21 protein-coding genes are annotated in these 22911 nt (G+C 56.3%); 11 read left to right on the plus strand and 10 right to left on the minus strand.

Annotated elements, in window-relative coordinates; all coding sequences use genetic code 11:
• Nucleotides 1–18: 18 nt before the first annotated feature.
• Together AC2D8V_RS13175 and AC2D8V_RS13180 are read right to left on the minus strand one after the other, a co-directional pair.
• Entirely contained in the window at nucleotides 19–2046 is a 2028-nt protein-coding gene (locus AC2D8V_RS13175) for a PhoX family protein (protein WP_484734037.1), read from the minus strand.
• 136 nt (nucleotides 2047–2182) lie between these two features.
• Nucleotides 2183–3400 (minus strand): FAD-binding domain-containing protein, encoded by a 1218-nt coding sequence (locus AC2D8V_RS13180; RefSeq protein ID WP_484734038.1) that lies wholly within the window; start codon nucleotides 3398–3400, stop codon nucleotides 2183–2185.
• Between the two features lie 150 nt (nucleotides 3401–3550).
• On the opposite strand from AC2D8V_RS13180, the gene AC2D8V_RS13185 reads away from it, so the two are divergent.
• The 5 genes from AC2D8V_RS13185 to AC2D8V_RS13205 all read left to right on the plus strand — a co-directional run bounded on the left by AC2D8V_RS13185 (nucleotide 3551) and on the right by AC2D8V_RS13205 (nucleotide 7115).
• Entirely contained in the window at nucleotides 3551–4177 is a 627-nt protein-coding gene (locus AC2D8V_RS13185) for an ATP-dependent Clp protease proteolytic subunit (protein WP_484734039.1), read from the plus strand.
• 144 nt (nucleotides 4178–4321) lie between these two features.
• Nucleotides 4322–5587 carry an ATP-dependent Clp protease ATP-binding subunit ClpX gene (gene clpX / locus AC2D8V_RS13190; RefSeq protein WP_484734040.1) on the plus strand — a complete coding sequence of 422 codons (1266 nt, stop codon included), beginning with the start codon at nucleotides 4322–4324 and terminating at the stop codon, nucleotides 5585–5587.
• 333 nt (nucleotides 5588–5920) lie between these two features.
• A complete protein-coding gene (locus tag AC2D8V_RS13195) occupies nucleotides 5921–6304 on the plus strand; it encodes an NADH:ubiquinone oxidoreductase subunit NDUFA12 (RefSeq protein WP_484734041.1) in 384 nt (127 codons plus the stop codon).
• Nucleotides 6305–6309: 5 nt separating this feature from the next.
• A complete protein-coding gene (gene mlaD, locus AC2D8V_RS13200; protein ID WP_484734556.1) occupies nucleotides 6310–6756 on the plus strand; it encodes an outer membrane lipid asymmetry maintenance protein MlaD in 447 nt (148 codons plus the stop codon).
• The gene (locus AC2D8V_RS13205) at nucleotides 6753–7115 is read left to right on the plus strand and encodes a DUF2155 domain-containing protein (RefSeq protein WP_484734042.1); all 363 of its coding nucleotides are present in this window, start codon (nucleotides 6753–6755) and stop codon (nucleotides 7113–7115) included. Before mlaD ends, AC2D8V_RS13205 begins: the two co-directional genes overlap by 4 nt.
• On the opposite strand, the gene aat is transcribed toward AC2D8V_RS13205, so the two are convergent.
• Genes aat through accB form a run of 3 tightly spaced genes read right to left on the minus strand, consistent with a single transcriptional unit; the run spans nucleotide 7079 to nucleotide 9587 of the window.
• Nucleotides 7079–7711, minus strand: a complete 633-nt coding sequence (gene aat / locus AC2D8V_RS13210; protein ID WP_484734043.1) for a leucyl/phenylalanyl-tRNA--protein transferase — start codon at nucleotides 7709–7711, stop codon at nucleotides 7079–7081. The two genes, AC2D8V_RS13205 and aat, sit on opposite strands and share 37 nt — an antisense overlap.
• 12 nt (nucleotides 7712–7723) lie before the next feature.
• Entirely contained in the window at nucleotides 7724–9076 is a 1353-nt protein-coding gene (accC, locus tag AC2D8V_RS13215; RefSeq protein WP_484734044.1) for an acetyl-CoA carboxylase biotin carboxylase subunit, read from the minus strand.
• Nucleotides 9077–9086: 10 nt separating this feature from the next.
• On the minus strand, nucleotides 9087–9587 hold the full coding sequence (accB, locus tag AC2D8V_RS13220) for an acetyl-CoA carboxylase biotin carboxyl carrier protein (protein WP_484734557.1): 501 nt from the start codon (nucleotides 9585–9587) through the stop codon (nucleotides 9087–9089).
• Between the two features lie 156 nt (nucleotides 9588–9743).
• On the opposite strand from accB, the gene AC2D8V_RS13225 reads away from it, so the two are divergent.
• The gene (locus AC2D8V_RS13225) at nucleotides 9744–11255 is read left to right on the plus strand and encodes a class I adenylate-forming enzyme family protein (protein WP_484734045.1); all 1512 of its coding nucleotides are present in this window, start codon (nucleotides 9744–9746) and stop codon (nucleotides 11253–11255) included.
• Nucleotides 11256–11324: 69 nt separating this feature from the next.
• Here the strand turns inward: AC2D8V_RS13225 and AC2D8V_RS13230 are convergent, their stop codons facing one another.
• The 5 genes from AC2D8V_RS13230 to AC2D8V_RS13250 all read right to left on the minus strand — a co-directional run bounded on the left by AC2D8V_RS13230 (nucleotide 11325) and on the right by AC2D8V_RS13250 (nucleotide 16593).
• Entirely contained in the window at nucleotides 11325–12080 is a 756-nt protein-coding gene (locus AC2D8V_RS13230; protein WP_484734046.1) for an ABC transporter ATP-binding protein, read from the minus strand.
• 12 nt (nucleotides 12081–12092) lie between these two features.
• The gene (locus AC2D8V_RS13235) at nucleotides 12093–12857 is read right to left on the minus strand and encodes an ABC transporter ATP-binding protein (protein WP_484734047.1); all 765 of its coding nucleotides are present in this window, start codon (nucleotides 12855–12857) and stop codon (nucleotides 12093–12095) included.
• Nucleotides 12858–12869: 12 nt separating this feature from the next.
• Nucleotides 12870–14087, minus strand: coding sequence for a branched-chain amino acid ABC transporter permease (locus tag AC2D8V_RS13240; RefSeq protein WP_484734048.1), 1218 nt, complete (start codon nucleotides 14085–14087; stop codon nucleotides 12870–12872).
• Nucleotides 14088–14091: 4 nt separating this feature from the next.
• Nucleotides 14092–15123, minus strand: coding sequence for a branched-chain amino acid ABC transporter permease (locus AC2D8V_RS13245; RefSeq protein ID WP_484734049.1), 1032 nt, complete (start codon nucleotides 15121–15123; stop codon nucleotides 14092–14094).
• Between the two features lie 129 nt (nucleotides 15124–15252).
• Nucleotides 15253–16593: a substrate-binding protein gene (locus AC2D8V_RS13250; RefSeq protein ID WP_484734050.1), complete on the minus strand. Its 1341-nt coding sequence runs from the start codon at nucleotides 16591–16593 to the stop codon at nucleotides 15253–15255.
• 237 nt (nucleotides 16594–16830) lie between these two features.
• On the opposite strand from AC2D8V_RS13250, the gene AC2D8V_RS13255 reads away from it, so the two are divergent.
• The 5 genes from AC2D8V_RS13255 (at nucleotide 16831) to AC2D8V_RS13275 (ending at nucleotide 22907) form a co-directional block, all read left to right on the plus strand.
• Nucleotides 16831–18120, plus strand: coding sequence for a short-chain fatty acyl-CoA regulator family protein (locus AC2D8V_RS13255; RefSeq protein ID WP_484734051.1), 1290 nt, complete (start codon nucleotides 16831–16833; stop codon nucleotides 18118–18120).
• A gap of 143 nt (nucleotides 18121–18263) precedes the next feature.
• Nucleotides 18264–18647, plus strand: a complete 384-nt coding sequence (locus AC2D8V_RS13260) for a response regulator transcription factor (RefSeq protein ID WP_484734052.1) — start codon at nucleotides 18264–18266, stop codon at nucleotides 18645–18647.
• 5 nt (nucleotides 18648–18652) lie between these two features.
• Complete coding sequence (locus AC2D8V_RS13265; protein WP_484734053.1) at nucleotides 18653–18952, plus strand: hypothetical protein; 300 nt, start codon at nucleotides 18653–18655, stop codon at nucleotides 18950–18952.
• Nucleotides 18949–21642: an ATP-binding protein gene (locus AC2D8V_RS13270; RefSeq protein ID WP_484734054.1), complete on the plus strand. Its 2694-nt coding sequence runs from the start codon at nucleotides 18949–18951 to the stop codon at nucleotides 21640–21642. Before AC2D8V_RS13265 ends, AC2D8V_RS13270 begins: the two co-directional genes overlap by 4 nt.
• Before the next feature lie 116 nt (nucleotides 21643–21758).
• Nucleotides 21759–22907 (plus strand): FliM/FliN family flagellar motor switch protein, encoded by a 1149-nt coding sequence (locus AC2D8V_RS13275; RefSeq protein WP_484734055.1) that lies wholly within the window; start codon nucleotides 21759–21761, stop codon nucleotides 22905–22907.
• Nucleotides 22908–22911: the final 4 nt, after the last annotated feature.

Raw genomic sequence — 22911 nt, forward strand, 5'->3', positions numbered from 1 at the left:
ACATGGGATAGCTGGCGGTCAGATCGCGATTTTTCCGCCGCCCCGCTTTGTCACAACAACGACCGACGGACGCGGCGGCATGGCCGCGTCGAAATCCGGCCAACGTGTGGCCGGGTCTTCAAAGGTCGAATTGCGCTCGAACCCTTTGAAATCTTTGGTGCCGTCGGTGCCAGGGTGCTGTACGGCAAGAAACAGCGTCTCGCCGCTGTCGTGGAAATAGGGACCACAAAGTTCGCCCCCGACCGGACAACGGAAGAACAGTTTCGAATGGCCGCGCAGATCCCCTTCAGTCTCAAGGCTGTAGAGACCGTCAGATTTTCCGGTTTTGCCCCAGCCCGAGCCTTGGTCAGTAGAAATCCACAGGCGACCATCTGCATCCATCGCAGCGTTATCAGGGGAACCAAACCAGCCGTTTTCAGATGTTTCCGGGTTCCACTGTGCGCCGACTTCGGCAATTGCGGGGTCGCCACATTTCACAAGGATCGACCATGTGCCCTTGGTAGACGCGTGGTCCTGATTGTCCTCTTTGATCTCAATGATGTGACCAAAGGAGCTTTCAGGGCGGGGGTTGGCAGCGTTGACCTGATCGGGTTTGCGACGGGTATTGTTGGTCAACATCAGATATGCCGTGCCGTTCGGACCAGGTTGCGCATCCTCGGGCCGGTCCATTGGTGTGGCACCCAGCAGGTCGGCTGCCAGACGTGTGTCGATCAGAACATCTGCCTGACTGTTAAAGCCATTCTCGGCTGTCAGTGGACCTTGGCCATAGACCAGCGGCATCCATTCAACGGTGCCGTCCTCGTCAAAACGCGCCACATACAACGTGCCGTCCGAGAACAGGGATGACCCGAAGACTGCCGTTTCATCTTTGATCGTACCGCCAGAGACATACTTGTACTGGTAGTCAAACCGGTTGTCGTCTCCCGAATAGACAACGAGGTGCCCGTCCTTGGAGACGGTTGTTTCGGCGCCTTCGTGACGGAAACGACCCAGAGCTGTGTGTTTGATCGGCTTGGCATCCGGATTGCGCGGGTCAACTTCGACCACCCAGCCGTATTTGTTTGGCATGTTTGGTTCTTTGTCGATGTTCCAGCGGTCATAGTATTTGCCCCAGGCATACCAGCCACCGGGAACGCCATATCTTTTCTTGCTGGCAGCATCGGAATGCGCCGAGACATCTGCTTTGTCGTCAGAATCTCTGACGTCGGTCCAGAAATAGCCGTGGAAGTTTTCTTCGGCCATCAGATATGTGCCCCATGGGGTCATACCGCCAGCACAGTTGTTGATCGTGCCAATGACTGACAAACCTGTCGGATCGTCATTTGTTTTCATCCGGTCGTGACCGGCAGCGGGACCGTCAAGCACCATTTCGGTGTTGTAAGGTGTAATGCGTCGGTTGTACGCGCTGTCCTTGACCAAAGACCACTTGCCGTCAGCACCTTGGGCAATCTCGACCACTGTACCGCCGTGGGCGGCCATCTCGATATCCACAATGTCTTTCGTCATGCCCTTGAACCCGTCGCGGTCCTGACGACCAAGGCCGGGGAACATTACTTCTTCGTTGGTATATTCGTGGTTAACGCAGAGCAAACCGCGCGTTCCGTCTTCGTTCAGCGAGGTGAAGCCGACGTAATCATTATTGTAACCAAACTGTTTGAGTTGTGCGTCAACGGTCTGGTTCATGACGTCGAATTCGGGTGCGTCGGCAGTGATCGGGTCGCCCCAGCGCAACAGTACGTCAGCGTTGTAACCTTCGGCGATGTGGTGCGTTTCGTCATTGCCCCAAGTCAACTCGTCAAAACTGTAGCGGCTCGCGGATGCCGCGGCTGCTTGCTTGGGTGCGATCATTGCTGTTGTTCCGAACAGAGCAGTTGTCGCTGTCACGCCCAGTACACCGCGCAGTACGTCACGTCGACCATAGCGCGCATTGATGACGTCGCCGATTGTACGGCTCAAATTAGGATTCGTGGGAATATCATCAAAGGCTTCAAAGGCTTCCGCCTTGTTTCCATAATCTGGATCATTGATGATCTGCTTGCGGTCCATGGTGGCCCCCTTTTTTTGGTGTCAGCATTTTTTAAAGCTTGCGGCGTGTATGAGTTTTACGCTGCACAGCAGATCGATCAGTGACGGGGAATTGTAACGCACGCGTGACGAGAATGTTTAATTTTCTTATTTGCGTTCATGCGGTGTCCGTCCGGCTCAGACCCAGCGTGCGAATGAAGTCGGGGATGTGCTTTTTGAACGGAAAAAAGCCTCTGGTTGCGTGCGGCCACGCGATGCGGTCGTAGTCTCTCATCAAAGCAACAATAGGTGGCATGTCCTGCAGTGTCGACGCCTGATGCAGCGTTTGGGCTACTGGACCCACGGGGGCATGTGGCGTGACGACTTGTTCCAAACCTTGCTCGCGGCTCCATTGGACGAGATCAGCGGCGTTTTGCAGCACGACAACGTCGTCCGGCTGGCCGTGGTGACGCGCAACTGCGTCTTTCATCAGGTTCAGGCGAAATTCGCCAATCGCAGGAGCGGGAAGCAACGGCCCGATCTTTGTTTGTGGTGCGAGGATTGCATTGGCCACGGAGGGTGGTGTCACGCAAACATGGCCTATGCTGAGGTCATCTTCATGTACCAACCAGCCGGAGCGCTTGTCCATGTTGACCGGGGTGGGTTGGGGCAGGGCGCGCGGCGATGGCGCATCGGGCCCCGCCATGGCAGGTGCGTCGCCAGCAAGCTGCCATTTGGGGTGAAACCGCCCTTCGGTGAATTTGGAGATATTGCTGGTGCGCGCGAGGTAAGTCTTTCCAGGCGTCTGAATGCCCGCCACCCAGCGCCAGCTCAGTGTGTTTGATGCGGGATCACCGTCAAGCAGATGCCGCAGAAAGAAATCTGCGCCCAATTCCCAAGGTAGTTTCAGAGTAAATATCCAGATCGAGGCAAACCACATCCGCGCGTGGTTGTGCAAATAACCCGTCTCGACGAGTTCCTTTGCCCATGCGTTAAAGCAGCCAATCTCGGTTTCCCCCCTGCAAGCGGTTTCCCAAAGTTGACGCAAACCGCTTTGGGTTTGCACATCATCCCAAGCGCGTCCAAGCGCCGAGAGGTACTGTTCCCAAACCGCAGGACGCAGCTCTAGCCAACCTTTCCAGTATGTGCGCCAGAATACCTCTTGGATGAATTTTTCAGCAGCACTGAACGAATGATGTTCCAGAACAGCTTTGATGATTTCCTCTTCGGTTACGGCACGGCTGCGCAGATAGGGAGAAAGTTGGGAAACCGATGCATGATTGCCGGGCCCGAGATCGTAATTTCTTCGGGCCGCATACGAATGTCCCGCCTTGGTGACAAATCCGGCAAGGCGCTCAAGTGCGGCTGCTTTGGTTGGTTCAAAATATTCGCTCATATCCGGCGAGCTAGTCGGAAAGCGGCACGGTTCAACCGTTAAATCCAAAGTTGAATGCCCCCCCTTGCAGCCCCCCTGTGGCAAGACTAATGTTTCTTCAACGGTCTGGCGGGTATGGTCCTGCCGGACAACAGCAAGCAGGCAGCCCACATGAAAGATCCTATCGAAACATACATGAATCTCGTGCCCATGGTGGTTGAGCAGACCAGCCGTGGCGAGCGCGCTTATGACATTTTCTCGCGCCTTTTGAAGGAGCGCATCATCTTTCTCAACGGCCCGGTGCACGACGGCATGTCATCGCTGATCGTCGCGCAGTTGCTGCACCTTGAGGCGGAAAATCCCTCTAAAGAAATTTCGATGTATATCAACTCGCCAGGGGGCGTGGTGACCAGCGGGCTGTCGATCTATGACACGATGCAATACATCAAGCCGAAGGTTTCCACGCTGGTGATTGGTCAGGCCGCATCGATGGGGTCGTTGCTGCTTACCGCAGGTGAGGCGGGCATGCGCTTTTCTCTGCCTAACAGCCGGGTCATGGTGCACCAGCCTTCGGGTGGTTATCAGGGACAGGCAACTGACATCATGATCCACGCGCAGGAAACTCAGAAGCTGAAGGACCGGTTGAACGAGATTTACGTCAAGCACACGGGCCAAACCCTTAAAAAGGTTGAGAATGCGCTGGAGCGTGACAACTTCATGTCCCCCGAAGAAGCCAAGGATTTCGGTCTGATTGATGAGATCGTTGAGAACCGTGGCAAGGCGGAAGATGAAAGTTAAGACACACTGCTTTGCCTGTTGCAGAGTTTACCATTTTGCGATTGTGGACCTGCAGTAGGTGTCTTAAGCTGGCATACAGGGATTTAGGACGCTGCCCGGACCGCCGGGCGGCAAACGTGACACGCAAGTTTTGAAAGGCCAGTTATGGCAACGAATTCAAGCGGCGACAGCAAGAATACGCTATATTGCAGCTTTTGCGGCAAGAGCCAGCACGAGGTACGCAAGCTTATCGCGGGACCGACGGTTTTCATCTGCGACGAGTGCGTTGAACTGTGCATGGACATCATCCGAGAGGAAACCAAAGCGTCCGGTCTGAAGGCAACAGACGGTGTGCCGACCCCCAAGGACATCTGTGCGGTTCTGGATGATTATGTGATCGGACAGGCGATGGCAAAGCGGGTTTTGTCGGTCGCGGTTCATAACCACTACAAGCGTCTCAATCACGCGCAAAAGGGCGGTGAGATTGAATTGGCCAAATCCAACATTCTGCTCATCGGCCCGACGGGGTGCGGTAAGACACTTTTGGCGCAGACGCTTGCACGTATTCTCGACGTGCCCTTCACAATGGCGGATGCGACCACGCTGACCGAAGCCGGTTATGTGGGCGAGGACGTTGAAAATATCATTCTCAAGCTGTTGCAGGCATCGGAGTACAATGTAGAGCGGGCGCAACGCGGCATTGTTTACATCGATGAAGTCGACAAGATTACGCGAAAGTCCGAGAACCCCTCGATCACGCGTGATGTGTCTGGCGAAGGCGTTCAGCAGGCGCTGCTGAAGCTGATGGAAGGCACAGTTGCCTCTGTGCCGCCGCAAGGTGGGCGCAAGCATCCGCAGCAAGAATTTTTGCAGGTTGATACAACCAATATCCTGTTCATTTGTGGTGGCGCCTTTGCGGGTCTGGACAAGATCATCGCGGCGCGCGGCAAAGGGTCGGCGATGGGTTTCGGTGCGGACGTACGCGAGAATGACGAGCGTGGCGTTGGCGAAATCTTTACAGACCTCGAACCCGAAGACCTGTTGAAATTCGGGCTGATCCCGGAGTTTGTCGGCCGTTTACCTGTCTTGGCAACGCTGGAAGACTTGGACGAGGATGCGCTTGTAACTATTCTCACCCAGCCCAAAAACGCGCTGGTAAAGCAGTACCAGCGGCTGTTCGAGTTGGAAGAGACTGAGCTGACATTTACCGATGATGCTTTGTCTGCCATCGCAAAACGGGCGATTGAACGCAAAACCGGGGCACGCGGTCTGCGGTCGATCCTTGAAGACATCTTGTTGGACACCATGTTCGATCTTCCAGGTCTCGACAGCGTCACCGAGGTTGTTGTGAACGAAGAGGCTGTGACATCCGATGCCGCGCCACTTATGATTTATGCGGACGCCGAAAAAGAGCCTGCATCTGCCGGGTAAAAGGCCGGCCATCTGACCAAATGCAAAAAAGGCGGGCATCGAGCCCGCCTTTTTTGCTGGGCGCCTGAGGCAAGTTAGTCATTTTATGAAACTGGCAGGACTGGCGGCGCGCGCGGTTGTGCCGCCAGTAAACCTGCTGTCCGGCATCTGGATTGCTCGGTTTGGATGCCACTGGCTGGCAAGTCCAACGCAACACTTTTGCCTGTCATCCACGCAACGCCTGCGACAACTGTGCATCACGCGGATTTAGTGTCGCGGAACGCGGCATCCTGCTGGACGTTTGATAAGCAATACGGCATATGTTGACCAACAGTGCGACTGGAGATGCAGGCCATGGGTATATTGAATACATTGCTGCGCGCAGTGACTTGGTGGAACGGGCAAACGCTCAACACCCAGTTCTGGACTTCGCGTCACGGGGTCAAGGTCGGCGAAGACAGTCAAGGTAATATCTTTTATGAGACCAAGGACAAAAAGCGCCGTTGGGTCATTTACAATGGCGAAGCGGAGGCGAGCCGTGTCGACCCGGACTGGCATGGATGGCTGCACCATACATGGGATGCGCCGCCAACGGACAATCCATTGCCGCACAAATCTTGGGAAAAGCCGCATCTGGAAAATCTGACCGGCACGGCACTCGCTTATGCGCCCACAGGGTCTATTCGCCGTGCAGAACCTGCGCCGCGCAGTGACTACGAGGCATGGACGCCGGAGTAACCGAGATGTCAGAAAATACCACCGAAGTTCTTGTCGGCGCGGGCGTTTTGGCCGCAGCTATCGCATTCGTTGTCTACGCAGGGCAGGTTTCCGGATTTTCGGGCACCGGTTCGGATTACCCGCTGCAAGCCAGCTTTCGCAGCCTAGAAGGCGTCGCAGTCGGGTCTGACGTGCGCCTCGCAGGGGTCAAGATCGGTACTGTGTCAGACGTAACGCTGAACCCCGAAACCTACCGGGCGGATACGACGGTTTCGGTGCAGTCAGGCATCGAGATACCCGATGACAGTGCGATTATCATCTCTTCAGAAGGCCTGCTTGGCGGCAGCTTTGTCGAGATTGTGCCCGGGGGCTCGCCTTTCTTCTTTGAAGCTGGCGCAACCATTGAAGACACCCAAGGCGCGGTCAGTTTGGTTTCTCTTTTGATGAAATTCGTGGGCGGCGCCGCGGAATGATCCGTTGGGCGGCTGTCCTAGCCGCACTCTGTGCGGGCGCCGGGTCTGCGGGTGCGCAACAGGTCTCGGAAGCACCCGGCGTTCAGCTACGCGCGATCGACAAGATTAACGGCGAAATTTTCAACGTGACCCTGCCCAAAGGCGGTGAGGTGCAGTTGGAATTCATCAAGATCAAATTGATTTCGTGTCGTTATCCAGTCGGTAACCCTGCAGGGGATGCTTTTGCCGCTCTGGAGATTACCGAAGCGCGCAGTCAGGACGTCGTCTTTTCGGGATGGATGATTGCCTCGTCACCCGCGCTGTCTGCATTGGAGCATCCGCGCTATGATGTTTGGGTGATGCGCTGCACCACTTCCTGAGGGGTGCGCACGATAGGCGACGTAAAACTCGCCGCGCGTGCGGTCGCGTCATCCAGTGCTTTTCGAAACGCTGCCCTATCGATCTCTATCGCGCCTAATGATGCCAGATGCGGTGTCAGAAACTGTGTGTCGAACAGGGTGAAGCCCCCCTCGCGCAGACGGTCGACGAGGCAGGCGAGCGCCATTTTGGAGGCGTTGTCTCGCCGGGAAAACATGCTTTCGCCGAAATATGCCGCCCCCAGCGTCACACCGTAGACACCACCGACGAGGTTCTGCCCTTCCCATATCTCGAGCGAATGCGCAGCTCCGCCTTGGTGTAGCGCATTGTAAAGACTGCGAATCTTGTCGTTGATCCAAGTGTCTGATCGATCAGCACAACCCTCAACGACCGCGTCGAAGGCTGTGTTGACCGATACAGAGAACGCGGTTGTGCGCATCGCCCGCCGCAGCGACCGAGAGACATGAAACCCGTAAAGCGGCATAACGCCCCGGCGCTGTGGATCCACCCAGAAGATTTCAGGATCATCGCGATGCTCGGCCATGGGAAAAATACCCGTTGCATAGCCGCGCATCAGCAAATCCGGTGTCAGCTCCATCGTGGTGCGGCGTTATCCATCGCCAAGATTGGTTTCGAGCCAGTGCTCTAGCCAATGGATGTTATAGCCGCCTGAAAGCACAGCATCTTCTTCGAGCAGCGCGTGAAAGAGAGGTACGGTTGTGTCGACGCCGTCCACAATCAGCTCGCCCAGTGCCCGTTTGAGCCGTGCCAGTGCTTCAGGCCTGTCTCTGCCATGCACGATGAGTTTGCCGATGAGGCTGTCATAATACGGCGGGATCGAGTAGCCGTCGTAAAGCGCGGAATCCATCCGCACACCAAGCCCGCCCGGCGCGTGATACTGCGTAATGCGACCCGGGCAAGGCGAGAATTTTGGCAGTTTCTCGGCATTGATCCTGACCTCGATGGCATGGCCGTTGATGTCGAGGTCGTCTTGGCCAAATGACATATCCATACCCGCCGCAACCCGGATCTGTTCACGCACCAGATCGACGCCAAAAATGGCCTCGGTCACAGGGTGTTCGACCTGAAGACGGGTATTCATCTCGATAAAGTAGAACTCGCCGTTTTCATACAGGAACTCGATTGTACCGGCTCCGATGTAATTGATGCGCGCCACCGCGTCAGCGCAGGTTTTGCCAATTGCGGCGCGCTCTTCAGGCGAAATTGCCGGACCGGGGGCCTCTTCGAACACCTTCTGATGCCGCCGCTGCAAAGAACAGTCACGCTCGCCAAGGTGAACGGCGTTTCCCTTGCCATCGCCAAAGACCTGAATTTCGATATGGCGCGGGGTCGTGAGGTATTTCTCGATATATACCTCGTCGTTGCCAAAGTTTGATTTGCCCTCGGCGCGCGCGGTCATGAAGGCTTTTTCCATTTCTGCGGCCGATGCCGCAACTTTCATGCCGCGTCCACCGCCACCTGCGGTCGCCTTGATAATGACAGGGTATCCGATTTCTTCGCCGATCCGCTTGGCGTCATCGAGACTGGCAACGCCGCCCTCTGATCCCGGTACGCAAGGGACACCAAGTTTCTTCATCGTGTCCTTGGCCGTAATTTTGTCGCCCATGATGCGGATGTGTTCGGCTGTGGGGCCGATAAAGGTCAGGCCATGGTCTTCGACAACCTGAACAAAGCCCGCGTTTTCAGATAAAAACCCATAGCCGGGGTGTATCGCCTCGGCACCGGTGATTTCACACGCCGAGATGATTGCGGGAACCGACAGATAGCTTGACGGGCTTGGCGGAGGACCAATGCACACGCTTTCGTCGGCCATGCGGACGTGCATGGCATCTGCGTCTGCGGTCGAGTGAACAGCGACGGTGGAAATACCCATTTCCCGCGCGGCACGGACCACCCGCAGGGCAATCTCGCCCCTGTTGGCAATCAGAATTTTTTTGAACATCACACCGCTCCTATTCGAGGATAACGAGAGGCGTACCGAATTCGACCGCTGCGCCGTCTTCGACAACTATACGCTTAACGGTGCCTGCGCGTGGGGCAGGGATGTGGTTCATCGTTTTCATGGCTTCGACGATCAGCAGCGTATCGCCTTCTTCGACTTTCGCGCCGACCGATATAAACGCCGCTGCGCCGGGTTCTGGCTGCATGTAGACGGTGCCGACCATCGGAGAAGTAACCGCGCCAGGATCGTCTGCTGGATCAGCGGCGCCTGACGTCTGCGCGGGCGCAGCGGGAGCGGGTGCTGCCGCAGAGGCGGCTACGGGCGCGGCCGGGGGGGCCACCGCAACAGTTTGTGCCGCAGTTTGTTGCAGGTGACGGCTGACCCGGACGTTCAAACTGTCATCGGCACCGTAATCTCTTTTGACCTGCAATTCGGTCAGATCGTTTTCGCGCAGCAATTCCGCCAAGGCCTGAATAAAGGCCACGTCAGCGTCATGGGTCTTCTTTGTCATGTATGTCCTCAAACCGTTCTTGGCCGGGGCTTTGTTCTGATGCGCCCCTGTTCCTGCGGGCCAGTTATAGGCCAAGGGTGACGCCATGGAAACCCGCCTCTTGCGCAGGCACCTCATGTCGGTACTCTCTTGGCGAACATTTGGAGGAGAAACGCTTTGAACCTCGCAGTTTGGCTGCAACGGCAAGCCGAGAAAGCGCCCACCCGTCCGGCGCTGTTTCTGGGAGAGGAATGTGTCGCGGATTATGGACGTTTCTGGGCAGAGGCGGGGGCCGTCGCCACGGCACTGAAATCGCGCGGGGTACGCTCTGGTGACCGCGTTGCCATTTTCATGAAGAACCGCCCAGAATACCTTGTCGCCTTTTACGGTATCTGGATTTTGGGCGCGGCCGTCGTCCCGATCAATGCCAAGTTGCACGGAAAAGAAGCCGCGTTCATTATCGAGAACGCAGGTGCAGAGGTTGTTTTTGCCACGCCGTCCGAGGCCGCGGCTTTGCGCGATGTAGGCATTTCTGATGAAAAGATCATAGACCTGGCAGGCAAGACCTATTCGCAAATGCTGACCAACCCGCCAATGCCAGAGGTCGTGCACAGGGCGCCGGATGATTTGGCGTGGCTTTTTTATACATCGGGTACCACCGGCAAACCCAAAGGTGTCATGATAACCCATCGCATGCTGATGACGATGAGCCTGTGCTACGTGTCTGACGCTGATCCTGTCAGCGGCGATGATACGACGCTTTATGCCGCGCCGATGAGCCATGGTGCAGGCATCTACAACATGCTGCATGTTCGGGCAGGGGCGCGCCACGTTTGTCCGCCGTCAGGCGGCTTTGATCCTGTCGAAATTTACGATCTGGCCGAGCACTTTGACAATGTTCAGATTTTTGCCGCACCCACAATGGTAACGCGCATGACCCAGGTCGCGCGTGAAGAGGGTCGCACGGGCGCAGGCCTGCGAACAGTCGTCTATGCCGGGGGGCCGATGTATAACGCGGACATTATCGCGGCTGTTGACCATTTTGGTCCGATTTTCGTGCAAATCTACGGGCAGGGGGAATGTCCGATGGGCATCACGGTTCTGTCGCGCGAAGATGTTTGCGAACGTGAACTTGACGGGTGGCAGGCACGCCTGCAGTCGGTGGGGCGCGCGCAGTCTGCTGTCGAAGTGGCCATCGGTGACGCGGATGGCGCACCACAGCCGATCGGCACGCACGGTGAGATCATGGTGCGCGGGGACATAGTCATGCCCGGCTACTGGCAAAACGAGGCCGCAACTGCCAAAACACTTGTGAACGGCTGGTTGATGACCGGTGATATGGGTTTCATGGATGAAGCCGGTTACGTCACCATGCAGGACCGGTCCAAAGACATGATCATTACAGGTGGTTCTAACGTTTACCCGCGCGAGGTCGAAGAGGTCTTGCTGATGGACCCTGCTGTTGTCGAAGTGTCCGTCGTGGGACGACCACATGACGATTGGGGCGAAGAGGTTGTTGCCTTTGTTGTGGGGGACTTTGATCGCGCGGCGCTGGACAAGTTGTGCCTCGACAACATTGCGCGGTTCAAACGCCCCAAAGACTACATTTCGGTAAGCGGTTTGCCAAAGAACAATTATGGCAAAGTACTGAAAACAGAACTTCGGGCACGATTCACGAAAAACAGTTAAACAAAAAGAAAACCACCCACTGTGGCAGTGGATGGTTTTGCAAAGAGAGCGTACAGGGGGGGCGCTCTCTCAGATGGCGAGATATTCTTCGCGTAACTCTTTGTTTTCCAGCACTTCCGCGGCCGTACCGTCAAAAACGATGCCGCCGGTATCAAGGATCACCGCGCGATCAGCAAGCTCGAGCGCACGCACAGCGTTCTGCTCAACCAGAATGGTCGTGATGCCCTGCTCTTTGATGATGCGCAGTGTTTTTTCGATCTCATCCACGATCACGGGTGCGAGGCCCTCGTAGGGTTCGTCCAGCAAAAGAACCTTGATGTCACGACAAAGCGCGCGGGCAATCGCCAGCATCTGTTGTTCGCCGCCCGACAGGGTAACACCCTCTTGATTGCGTCGCTCACGCAGACGCGGAAACAGATCATAGACCCGATCAATAGACCATCCGATCGGTGGTGCGATCTGAGCAAGCTTGAGATTTTCCTCAACCGTCAGACCCGCGATAATGCGACGGTCCTCGGGTACGAGGCCCAGACCAACCTGACTTGCCTCATAGCTGGTCATCTTGTGCAGTGGCTGATGGTCCAGCCAGACCTCGCCGTGGCGTACCTCGGGACTGGCAAGTCGGGCGATCGCGCGTAGCGTCGATGTTTTGCCCGCACCGTTCCGGCCCAGAAGCGCGAGGATTTCGCCTTCGTGCACATTAAAGCTTATGCCTTGGACGATGTAGCTTTCCCCGTAATAGGCTTCGAGATCCCATACTGACAGGAAAGCGGGGGCAGTTGCCGCCTTGTTTGAGTTCTTCGAGAAATCAGGTTTGACATTCATCTGCGCGCCTCCTTATGCAGCCGTCTGCGTTTCGCCCAGATAGGCTTCGCGTACTTTCGGGTGACCCTTGATGTTGTCGGGCGTGTCCTCCACCAGCGGCGTGCCCTGAGCCAGCACGGTGATGCGCTGCGCAAGACTGAAAACCACGTGCATATCGTGCTCGATAATAGCAATCGTGATATCCCGTTCGTCACTGATCTGTTTCAGCAGGTCGATCGTGTTGTTGGTGTCGGCGCGCGCCATGCCTGCGGTCGGCTCGTCCAGCAGCAAAAGGCGCGGTTCTTGGCTAAGACACATACCGATCTCCAGTCGCCGTTTGTCGCCGCGCGACATGGAACTGGCGGTCATGTGGCGCTTGTCTGCCATGTTGAGATCTGTCAGCACGTGTTCCGCGCGTTCCACGATGTCCTTTTGCGACATCACGGAGCTGATGGCATTCAACCCGAAAGCACCGTCCCGCTTGGCAAAGCAGGGGATCATCATGTTTTCCAGAACAGTCAGATCACCAAAAATCTCTGGTGTCTGGAAAACGCGGCTGATGCCCATCTGATTGATCTGGTGCGGCTTGCGCCCCAGAACTGATTGCCCGTCGAACATGACCGATCCGGTATCGGGGATCAGCTTGCCAACGAGGCAATTGAGCAGGGTCGATTTGCCAGCGCCGTTCGGGCCGATAATGGCGTGTACCGAATTTTCCTTGATGCTGAGGTTAACATCCCCCAAGGCTTGCAATCCGCCAAACCGTTTGCCGACATTTTTGACTTCGAGAATTCCCATTGTCGTTTCTCCTTATTCCGCCGGCGGCGTATTGCGTTGCTTGGCCGCGTCAAGTTCAGCATCCGCGCTTTTTTGATCCTTGCGGCGGAACACGGCTGCAAGCTTTTGGCCACCTTGCACAAGTCCACCGGGCAGGAAGATTACGACCAGCATGAACAGCAGACCAAGCGTGAGGTGCCACCCTTTACCGACGAAGGGGTAAACGATTGTGATGAGGAAATCCTCGATCCCGTCGGGCATGAAGGCGAACCATTGTTCCAGCACAGACTTGTTGATCTTGGAGACGATGTTTTCCATGTATTTGATGAAACCTGCGCCCAGAACCGGTCCGATAAGTGTGCCGGCACCGCCAAGGATGGTCATCAGAACCACTTCGCCAGAGGCTGTCCAGAACATACGCTCCGCACCGACCTGTGTATCCATGGCCACCAGCAATCCGCCAGCCAGACCGGCATACATGCCGGAGATGACGAATGCAGCAAGTGTGTAGGGCTTGGAGTTCAGGCCGGTGTAGTTGACCCGTTGCTGGTTTGATTTCACGGCCCGAAGCATCATACCAAACGGCGACCGGAAAATACGGATCGACATGTAGAACGCCAGCAGCATCACGATGGCTGCGATGTAGTATCCCGCGTTAAAGGTAAAGACCCAGTTGCCGAAGGTCATTTCATAGCTCGCACCCATTTCTAGGCCAAACAGATTGGCGCGCGGGGTCTGGCCTACTTCTAGTGCGCCATCCAGAATGCGTGGGTCGTCAACTTTGGGCTGCAACCCTGTCTCACCGCCAGTAATCGGTGTCAGAACCGAATAGGCCAGTGAATAAGACATCTGGGCAAAAGCCAGCGTCAGGATCGAGAAGTAGATGCCCGATCGACGCAAGCTGATCCAGCCGACCAGTAGCGAAAAGAGACCTGCGACCAGAACGGAGATTGCGATTGCCGGGATCACATTCATTGTCAGCAGCTTCATCATCCAGATCGCCGCGTAAGAACCCACACCCAGAAAGGCTGCGTGCCCGAAGGACAGGTATCCGGTCAGTCCGAACAGAATGTTGAACCCGATGGCAAAGATGCCAAAGATCACCAGCCGTTGCATAAGGTCTGGATAACCCGCGTTAAACTGGGCCATTGCAGACCCTTCCGGGAAAGGGTTGAGGATGAAGGGCGCCAGCATCGTCAGAAGAGCGACGACAACCAGCAGCGTTGTATCTTTTTTTGTAAGTCCGAACATTGCCTTATTCCTCCATCACGCCTTTGCGCCCCATCAGGCCACGTGGCCGTGTGAGCAGGATGACGATTGCAACGAGATAGATGATGATCTGATTGATCCCGGGCAGTACTTCGAGAACAGCGCCCATTGACGCAAAACTCTCCAAGATGCCCAACAGAAAGCCGGCGAGCACAGCACCGGGCAGGGAACCCATGCCGCCGACAACAACCACAACAAAGCTCAAGACAAGGAAGTCCATGCCCATGTGATAGTTTGGCGAGTTGATGGGCGTGTACATCACGCCGGCAAGGCCCGCGACAGCGGCCGCGATGCCGAACATGATTGTGAAGCGCTTGTCGATATTGATGCCAAGCAAGCCGACAGTCTCGCGATCTGCCATGCCGGCCCGGACAACCATACCAAAGGTGGTGAACTGCAGGAAAGCAAACACGGCCCCGACGATTAAGGCAGCAAAGGCAAAGTAGACAAGGCGCCAGTAGGGGTAGATGATGGTGTTCGGGTCAAATCCCAGCATTGCGCCAAAATCGAACGAGCCGGTAAAGGCTGCCGGGGCAGGTGTCGGGATCGGGTTAGCACCGTAGAAGTACTTGATGATTTCCTGAAGCACGATCGCAAGGCCGAAGGTCACGAGGATCTGATCGGCATGGGGGCGCTTGTAGAAGTGCTTGATCAGCCCGCGTTCCATCAAAAAGCCAATGCCGACCATTACAGGGATCGCAAACAGGATCGACAGCGGTACCGCCCAGTCGATGATGGCGTCCCCCGTGGCCTGACCGAAAATGTCGTAGATGTAGGGGACTTCGACTTTCAGCGGATTTCCGAGAAAGTCTTTTTGGGTTTCGTCGATGACCGTATGGCTGATCGTCAGAATGCGGCTGAGTGTGACCGCGCAGAAAGCCCCGATCATAAACAGAGCGCCGTGCGCGAAGTTGACAACGCCCAAGGTGCCGAAGATCAGGGTCAGGCCGAGAGCGATCAGCGCGTAGGCTGAGCCCTTATCGAGGCCGTTAAGTACTTGCAGGATGATTGCGTCCATGGTCCCACCTTCATGAAACGATTGTGGCCCCTAGTCCGGGGAGCAGCGCGCGCAGCGGCGTTCTGCATTGGAAACTCTGGTTGAGAAAGCAGGGGCGGCGGCATCGCGCCGCCCCGTTTTACGTGTCGCTTATGCGCCTGGGTTGCAGGTACCCAGATTGCCACCGAAGATGGAGGCGTCATAGGTCACCTGGCCGACAGGCGTGATCTCGACGATTTCGAGAAGGTCGAACTCGGATGTCGGGTTCTCTTTCCCTTTCACGACCAGAACGTCTTTGAAGCACTGGTGGTCTTCGCCGCGATACAGCGTTGGGCCATTGCCCATACCGTCGAATTCGAAGTCCTTCAGAGCTTCGCCAACCGCACATGGGTTGAACGAACCAGCGCGCTCGACAGCATCCGCATAAAGCAGCGCCTGTACGTAGCACGTATGCGCCGCCTGCGATGGCGGGAAGCCGTACTTGGTGCCGAAGGATTTGACGAATGCCTTGGAGCCTTCGTCCTGCAGCGACCAGTGCCAGTTTGTCGACCCGAAGATGCCCTTAACGTTGGCACCAGCACCCTTCGCCATCAGGCGGGAGTAGAGCGGAACGACGATTTCGAAGTTCTTGCCGTTCACTTGCTTGTCACGCAGGCCGAACTGAACTGCGTTTGTCAGCGAGTTGACCATGTTACCGCCGTAGTGGTTCAGAACCAGCACGTCAGCACCGGATTGCAGAACGGGTGCGATGTAGGACGAGAAGTCTGTTTGTGTCAGCGGCGTTTTCACAGCTGCAACAGTTTCCCAACCCATGGCTTCGGTCGATGTCCGAACAGCTTCTTCTGTGGTGTAACCCCAGTTGTAATCAGCCGTCAGGTGATAGGCCTTGCGGTCCTTGCCGTAGTTGTTGGCCAGGATCGGCGCGAGGGCGGCACCGGACATGTAGGAGTTGAAGAAGTGACGGAAGCCGTTGGCCTTCTTGTCCTTACCTGTGGTGTCGTTGGAGTGGGTCAGACCCGCCATAAAGATGACGCCTGCTTCTTGGCAAAGCGCTTGTACGGCCACAGCCACACCAGAAGACGAGCCACCGGTGATCATCACAGCGCCGTCTTTCTCGATCATGGAGCGGGCCGACGCGCGTGCGGCGTCAGACTTGGTCTGCGTGTCGCCGGTGACGTATTCGACTTTTTTGCCGAGAATACCGTTACCTTGCAGAGCTTTGGACGAGAACGTGTTCATCAGGCCGCCGTCGCCGCCACCATTCAGGTGCTCGACCGCGAGCTCGTAGGCGCGCAGTTCATCCGCGCCCTCATCGGCGTAGGGGCCGGATTGAGGTACGTTGAAACCCAACGTAACCGTGCTGCCAGTCGGTGCGTTGGTAAAGCCAGTGTGACCGTCCGCACGCAGGTACGTGGGCAGCGACAATCCGGCTGCACCAGCCACGGCACCTGTTTTGATCAGGCCGCGACGGGTAAAGTTAGAATTGGACATGAAAATCCTCCCATTTGGTTTACTCAAGCCGACGTCTGAACCTCTCCCCGACGCTGGCATGAAGCACGAAGGTGCAAATTCCGTTGTGCAGGTCGACGGAAAATTTCGCAACAAGTGCCTTGAAATGCACGATTATTTTGTAAATAAATCCACATTGCTTTGCGGCATTTTGTAAATTAAGTGATGTTGCGGTGCAGAAAGTCGTTGAAAACGTGCAGCTTTGCAGGAGGGGGTGAAATGCCCAGAGAAGGATTAACCGGAAGCCGGATCAGAGAACGCCGCTCGGTGATGGGCTTGCGTCAGGCCGACTTGGCCAGATCACTCGGAATTTCTGCGTCATACCTCAATTTGATTGAGCACAACCGCCGCAGAATCGGAGGCAAACTGCTTCTGGACATCGCGGAAGTGCTGAAGGTCGAGCCGTCCATGCTAACCGAAGGGGCCGAAGCCGCGCTGATCTCGACCCTGCGAGAAGCCGCGACCTCGGCCAACCTTGTCGCCAGCGAGGCAGAGCGTGCAGATGAATTGGCCGGCCGATTTCCCGGATGGGCCGAAGCGATCGCCAACAGTCACAGACGCATCGCCACCTTGGAACGTACGGTAGAGACATTGAGCGACCGGTTGACGCATGACCCGCAGCTCGCCGCGTCCGTGCACGAATTGCTGTCTACAGCGGCGGCGATCCGTTCCACCGCGTCGATCCTTGCGGATGAAAAGGATCTGGAGGCGGAGTGGCGCGACCGGTTCCACGCGAACCTGAATCAGGACAGTGCTCGTTTGGCCGAAAGCTCACGCGCGCTGGTGACATATTTCGAGGCAGGGCAAACAGAAAATGACAGTGCGTCGAGCCCGCAAGAAGAGGTCGAGGCATTTCTGTCTCAGATCGACTACCGATTTGACACGCTGGCAGACGAGGCGGGCGCGCTGGATCGCGCAATAGAAAAAGCCGAAGTCCTGCGAAGCAAGTCCGCCAAAGGTTTGGCCCGTCAAGTTGTTCGGCGCGCGCATGAAGATATTTCTGCAGTTCCGGTCGAGGCTTTGACCGAAGTGATCCAGTCCAAAGGGGCTGACCCGATAAAACTGTCGCGCCATTTTTCAGTATCTGTTGCGTGTATCCTGCGCCGATTGGCGTCGCAGCCCGGTGTGGAGGCGGGGCTTGTGGTTGCCGATCGTGCCGGGAGCATCCTGTTCCGCAAGTCCATCGGCCAGTTTGTCATTCCGCGTTTCGGGGCTGCTTGTGCGCTCTGGCCGTTGTTTTCGGCCTTGTCGCAACCCGGTCAGGTAATTCGAACTCCGGTTGTGCAGTTGGGGCGGGCACGTGCGCATTTCGACTGCTATGCGGTGGCCGAGGTCGTGGCAGAGGCCGATTACAATACGCCGCCGTTGATTCAAGCCAGCATGCTTTTGTTGCCAGACGCGGCCTCGGCACCTGCTGATGCTCTCGAGATTGGATCGACCTGTGGGGTGTGTCCGCGCACCCAATGTCCGGGCCGCCGCGAGCCGTCGTTGCTGGCAGACGAGTTCTAAGCAAATGAGATGCATGGCCCGCACACGCATGCTTTGTCAGAGCAAGGTTTTGACAGCAGGCGAAAAACTGTTGATAACGGTACCGCTACTGCGCCATGGCTGTGCGCATTGGGCAGCGTCATAACCCTTTGGGAGGAGGGTGCATGGGCAAGCATGTACTTTTGGTCGAAGACGAGCTTAATATCATCGAGGCGATCAGGTTTCTGCTCAGCCGCGAGGGCTGGAAAGTTGACACGCACAGTAACGGCGAAGACGCCGCGGAAGTGGTGCGTGAGTTGTCGCCGGACCTTGTCGTACTGGATGTTATGCTGCCCGGAAAGAATGGCTTTGATATTCTCGAAGAGTTGCGCGGTCACAGCGAAACAGCGGATTTACCGGTATTGATGCTCACAGCACGGGGTCAGAGCAAAGACCGTGAAATGGCAGAGAAGGCCGGTGTCAGTCGCTTTATGACCAAGCCGTTTTCCAATGCGGAAGTGCTCACCGCTGTGCGCGATCTGGTTTACGTGCACGCACAAAAGACCTGAAACTGATGGCAGACGCGCAGGGCCCCCTGTTTCTCGAAAGAGGCACGTACCGGCGCCGACGTATGATGGATGCGGTCAAGCTCATTGCTTTTCTGGGGGCAGGGCTTTGGATGGTGCCTGTTCTGTGGCCGCATGGTGATGCGGGGCAGAGCGCATCAGTCCCGATGTCCCGAGCGGTGTTTTTTATCTTCGGTATATGGGTGCTGCTGATTATTTTGTCAGCCTGGCTGGTGCGGTCGCTGGCAACACCTGCAGATCAGACACCTCAGACCTCTGACAGCGCCGATACGGACCGCCAGCCGTGACCGCACTCAACGCACTGATTGCCGTTTGTCTGTGCTACGTGGTTTTGCTGTTCGCCATTGCTTTTGCGGCTGAACGGGCGGGCGTGCAGGGGCGGGCTCAATGGTTGTTGCGTTCACCTTTGGTCTACACGCTTTCTCTGTCGATCTATTGCACGGCATGGACTTTTTATGGAGCGGTGGGCAATGCGGCCCGTTCGGGGTTGGAGTATGTGACCATCTACCTGGGCCCCAGTCTCGTCATTCTTGGATGGTGGTGGATTTTGCGGCGTCTGGTCAGGATCGGGCGCAGCCATAAGGTAACATCGATTGCGGATCTGATCTCGTCTCGTTTCGGCAAGTCAAACACTCTTGCGATCGTGGTGACACTAATGGCTGTGATCGGCGTCACACCTTACATCGCGCTGCAACTGCAATCTGTCAGTCTGTCCTTGGCTATCTTTGCCGCGGCAGAGCAGGGCACTTCGGTGCCTGACGCCGACACCGGCCTGAGTGGTCTGTGGATCGCCATGGGTTTGGCGATCTTTACTGTGCTTTTCGGCACGCGAAATCTTAACGTTAACGAACGCCACCACGGTGTTGTCATCGCGGTCGCGGCAGAAGCCGTGGTCAAACTCGTAGCGCTTTTGGCTGTCGGCATCTTCGTCGTCTGGGGCATAGCGGGTGGTCTGCCCGAGACCATGGCGCGCATTGACGCCTCCGACCTTGGGGAGTGGAATACCGATGGCAGTCGCTGGGCGACGCTGACCTTCTTGTCGGCTGCCGCCTTCTTATGCCTGCCGCGAATGTTTCAGGTGATGGTGGTAGAAAACGATGACGAAAACCACCTGCGCGTCGCTTCATGGGCTTTTCCGCTTTACCTGATGTTGATGAGCCTTTTCGTCGTCCCGATTGCGGTCATCGGCTTGGAAGTTCTGCCCGAAGGTTCCAACCCGGATTTGTTCGTGCTCAGCTTGCCGCTTAGTCAGGGGCGGGATGGCTTGGCCATGCTCAGTTTTCTTGGCGGCTTTTCTTCGGCAACATCCATGGTGATCGTCGCGACGCTGGCATTGTCGACAATGGTGTCGAACCACATGGTAATGCCAGTATTTCTCTATCTGCGGCAGGGCGGGGCCAGCCAGTCGGGCGACGTGCGCGACGTTGTTATCCTGTCGCGGCGGTTGTCGATCCTCGGTATCATCGGGTTGGGCTACGTTTATTATCAGGTTTCCGGTGGTTCCAGCGCCCTTGCCGCAATCGGGTTGATATCCTTTGCGGGTGTTGCGCAGTTCCTGCCCGCGATGCTTGGCGGCATTTTCTGGCGTGGTGCGACGCGGCTTGGCGCGTTGTCCGGACTTGCGGTCGGCTTTCTGTTGTGGGTGTTCACAATGCTTCTGCCCAGTTTCGGGCCTGATGCGGTGCTCAGTCAGTCGACGTTTGACAGCGGTCTTTGGGGGCTTGGCTGGCTCAGGCCGCAGGCGTTGTTTGGCATCGATGGCCTCGACCCTATGGTGCACGCTGTGTTTTGGAGCCTTTTGTTGAACACAACGGCCTTTATTGTCGTGTCCTTGTTTTCTTTTCCAAACCCGCTGGAACGTTTGCAGGGGGCACAATTCGTCAACGTTTTTGATCATTCCGCACAACGCCGCGGCTGGAACGCGTCGGTTGCCGAAAGCGAAGACCTGATGATCATGGCGCAACGGATCTTGGGTTCGTCCGAAGCGCGCGCATTGTTTGCCGGGCAAGCGCGTGCGCAAGGGATGTCTGGGCATTTGCCCGAACCCACTCCGGACTTTTTGCAATTACTCGAACGCGAACTGGCGGCAGCTGTCGGTGCTGCCACTGCCCATGCAATGATCAGCCAGATTGTCGGAGGTACGGCGGTTTCGGTGCAGGATTTGCTGGCGGTGGCGGACGAGTCGGCGCAGATGCTGGAGTATTCCAACCAATTGGAGGAAAAATCGCGAGAGCTCAGCCAGACCGCGGCACAGCTACGCGAGGCCAATACCAAGTTAATGCAGCTTAGTGCGCAAAAAGACGCCTTTCTCAGTCAGATTAGCCATGAATTACGCACGCCCATGACATCGATCCGGGCGTTCTCGGAAATTCTGCGAGATGGTGAAGGTATCGGGACGATTGAAAAGACCAAATACGCAAACATCATCCACTCTGAAGCCATCCGCTTGACCCGGCTGTTGAATGATCTTTTGGATCTCAGCGTGCTTGAAAACGGTCAGGTCACCTTGAACATCCAGACAGGGAGCCTGAATGAGTTGCTGGATCAATCGACTGCCACGGCGCAGGCGAGTTCTTCGAAGCCGATCAAGATTGTAAGGCGGCATCTTTCAGAGACGATCACGCTCAATACAGACCTCGACCGACTGGCGCAGGTATTTATCAACCTGATCACCAACGCGCAGAAATACTGCGCGGCTGAATCGCCCAAATTACAGATCAAAGTAACGCAAATGGATGGTGTGGTCGCGATTGACTTCATAGACAATGGGGCTGGGATCCCTGCGGACAAACGGGACTTGATGTTTGAGAAATTCAGCCGCATCGGAAGCCAGGACAGCAACGGGGCTGGTCTCGGACTAGCGATTTGTCGCGAGATCATGCACCGTTTGGGCGGAGACATCAGCTATCTTGCTGATGTCGAGGGAACCGGCTTTCGTGTTGTGGTGCCGCAGGTTGCGGCGTTGGCTGCCCAGTAAGCGAGCCCTTGGAACAACCTTGATCGCTTAAAGGCTATGGTAACCATTCCTGATTATTTCTGATCACGCACGGGCTTGGCGTATTTTGACGCAAGGCGTCTGTATGGGATTAATCGATGTCAGTGTTGCAGCGCAAAGCGCGGGCAGGAAATGAGGAGCGTCAGGCCCGGTCCATGACCGTTCCAAAATCGCTGCGCATTGGTCTGGCAAAGGTCGCGGATGACTTGTTTGATCTGGCTTTGGCAGTCATCGGTGTTTCGAGGGAAACATGGTCAGGCGATGGTGTTTCACAGCAGGTAGAAGATGGGCCTTTGCTGGTTTTGCTAGATGGCCCGCATGGGTCAATTGGCGGCGCAATTATCGATGCGGCGTTGGTACAGGCATTGGTGCAGCAACAAACGATGGGCAAGGTGTTTGCCGCCCAAGAGAGTGAGCGCCGCCTGACGGCCACCGATGCGGCACTTTGTGCCCCGCTTCTCGATCAACTGTTCAAAACTGCAAACAGCTTGCTTGAAGAGGAAGATGACCGTCGTTTGCTTGCGCCTTTTGCCTTTGGCGCACACTGCGAAAACGCGCGTCTTTTCGCGTTGGCACTAGACGCGCCCGAATACCACGTACTCCGGTTGACGGTTGATATCGCTGCGGGCATTTCACAATCAACAATGACCCTCATTTTACCAGAGCCTGAGGCACGGCCTGAAGTCTCAGATGACCCCAAAAATGATGAGGAAGCACCGCATCCGCGCAATTTGGCAAAAACCGTCCTTGCCCTCGAAACTGAACTGACCGCCGTGCTGTGCCGCTTCACAATGCCGATTTCTCAGATCACGTCACTTGCGGTTGGTGTCACAATTCCCGTCCACGCAGAAGCCTTTGATGAAGTGGAATTGTTGACAAACGAGCATCGCAAGATCGCGAAGGGGGCCATGGGGCAGATAGATGGCGTCCGTGCTCTAATGCTGCAGGGGGTCGTGGGCGCGCACGCTGTATCGCTAAACGACACCGGCGCTGATGCGTCCGACCTGCCTGTACCCTCCAGCCCAGAGATCGCGCTTGAAACCACCACTCCACTGTCTCTTGACGAACCGTCCGTCGAGGACGTACCGGATTTGCCAGACCTGCCGGGTTTTGATGATTCCGATGCCGCAGTTACGGCCTTGGAAGACCTGCCTGACTTGCCAGATTTGTCCGACATACCGGATCTTCCGGACCTTGATGAAGAATTCCCAGCGCTGGATGACCTGCCAAAGCTAAATATCGCCTGACGGT

It is taken from the genome of Roseobacter sp. YIN89 (genome assembly GCF_057219365.1).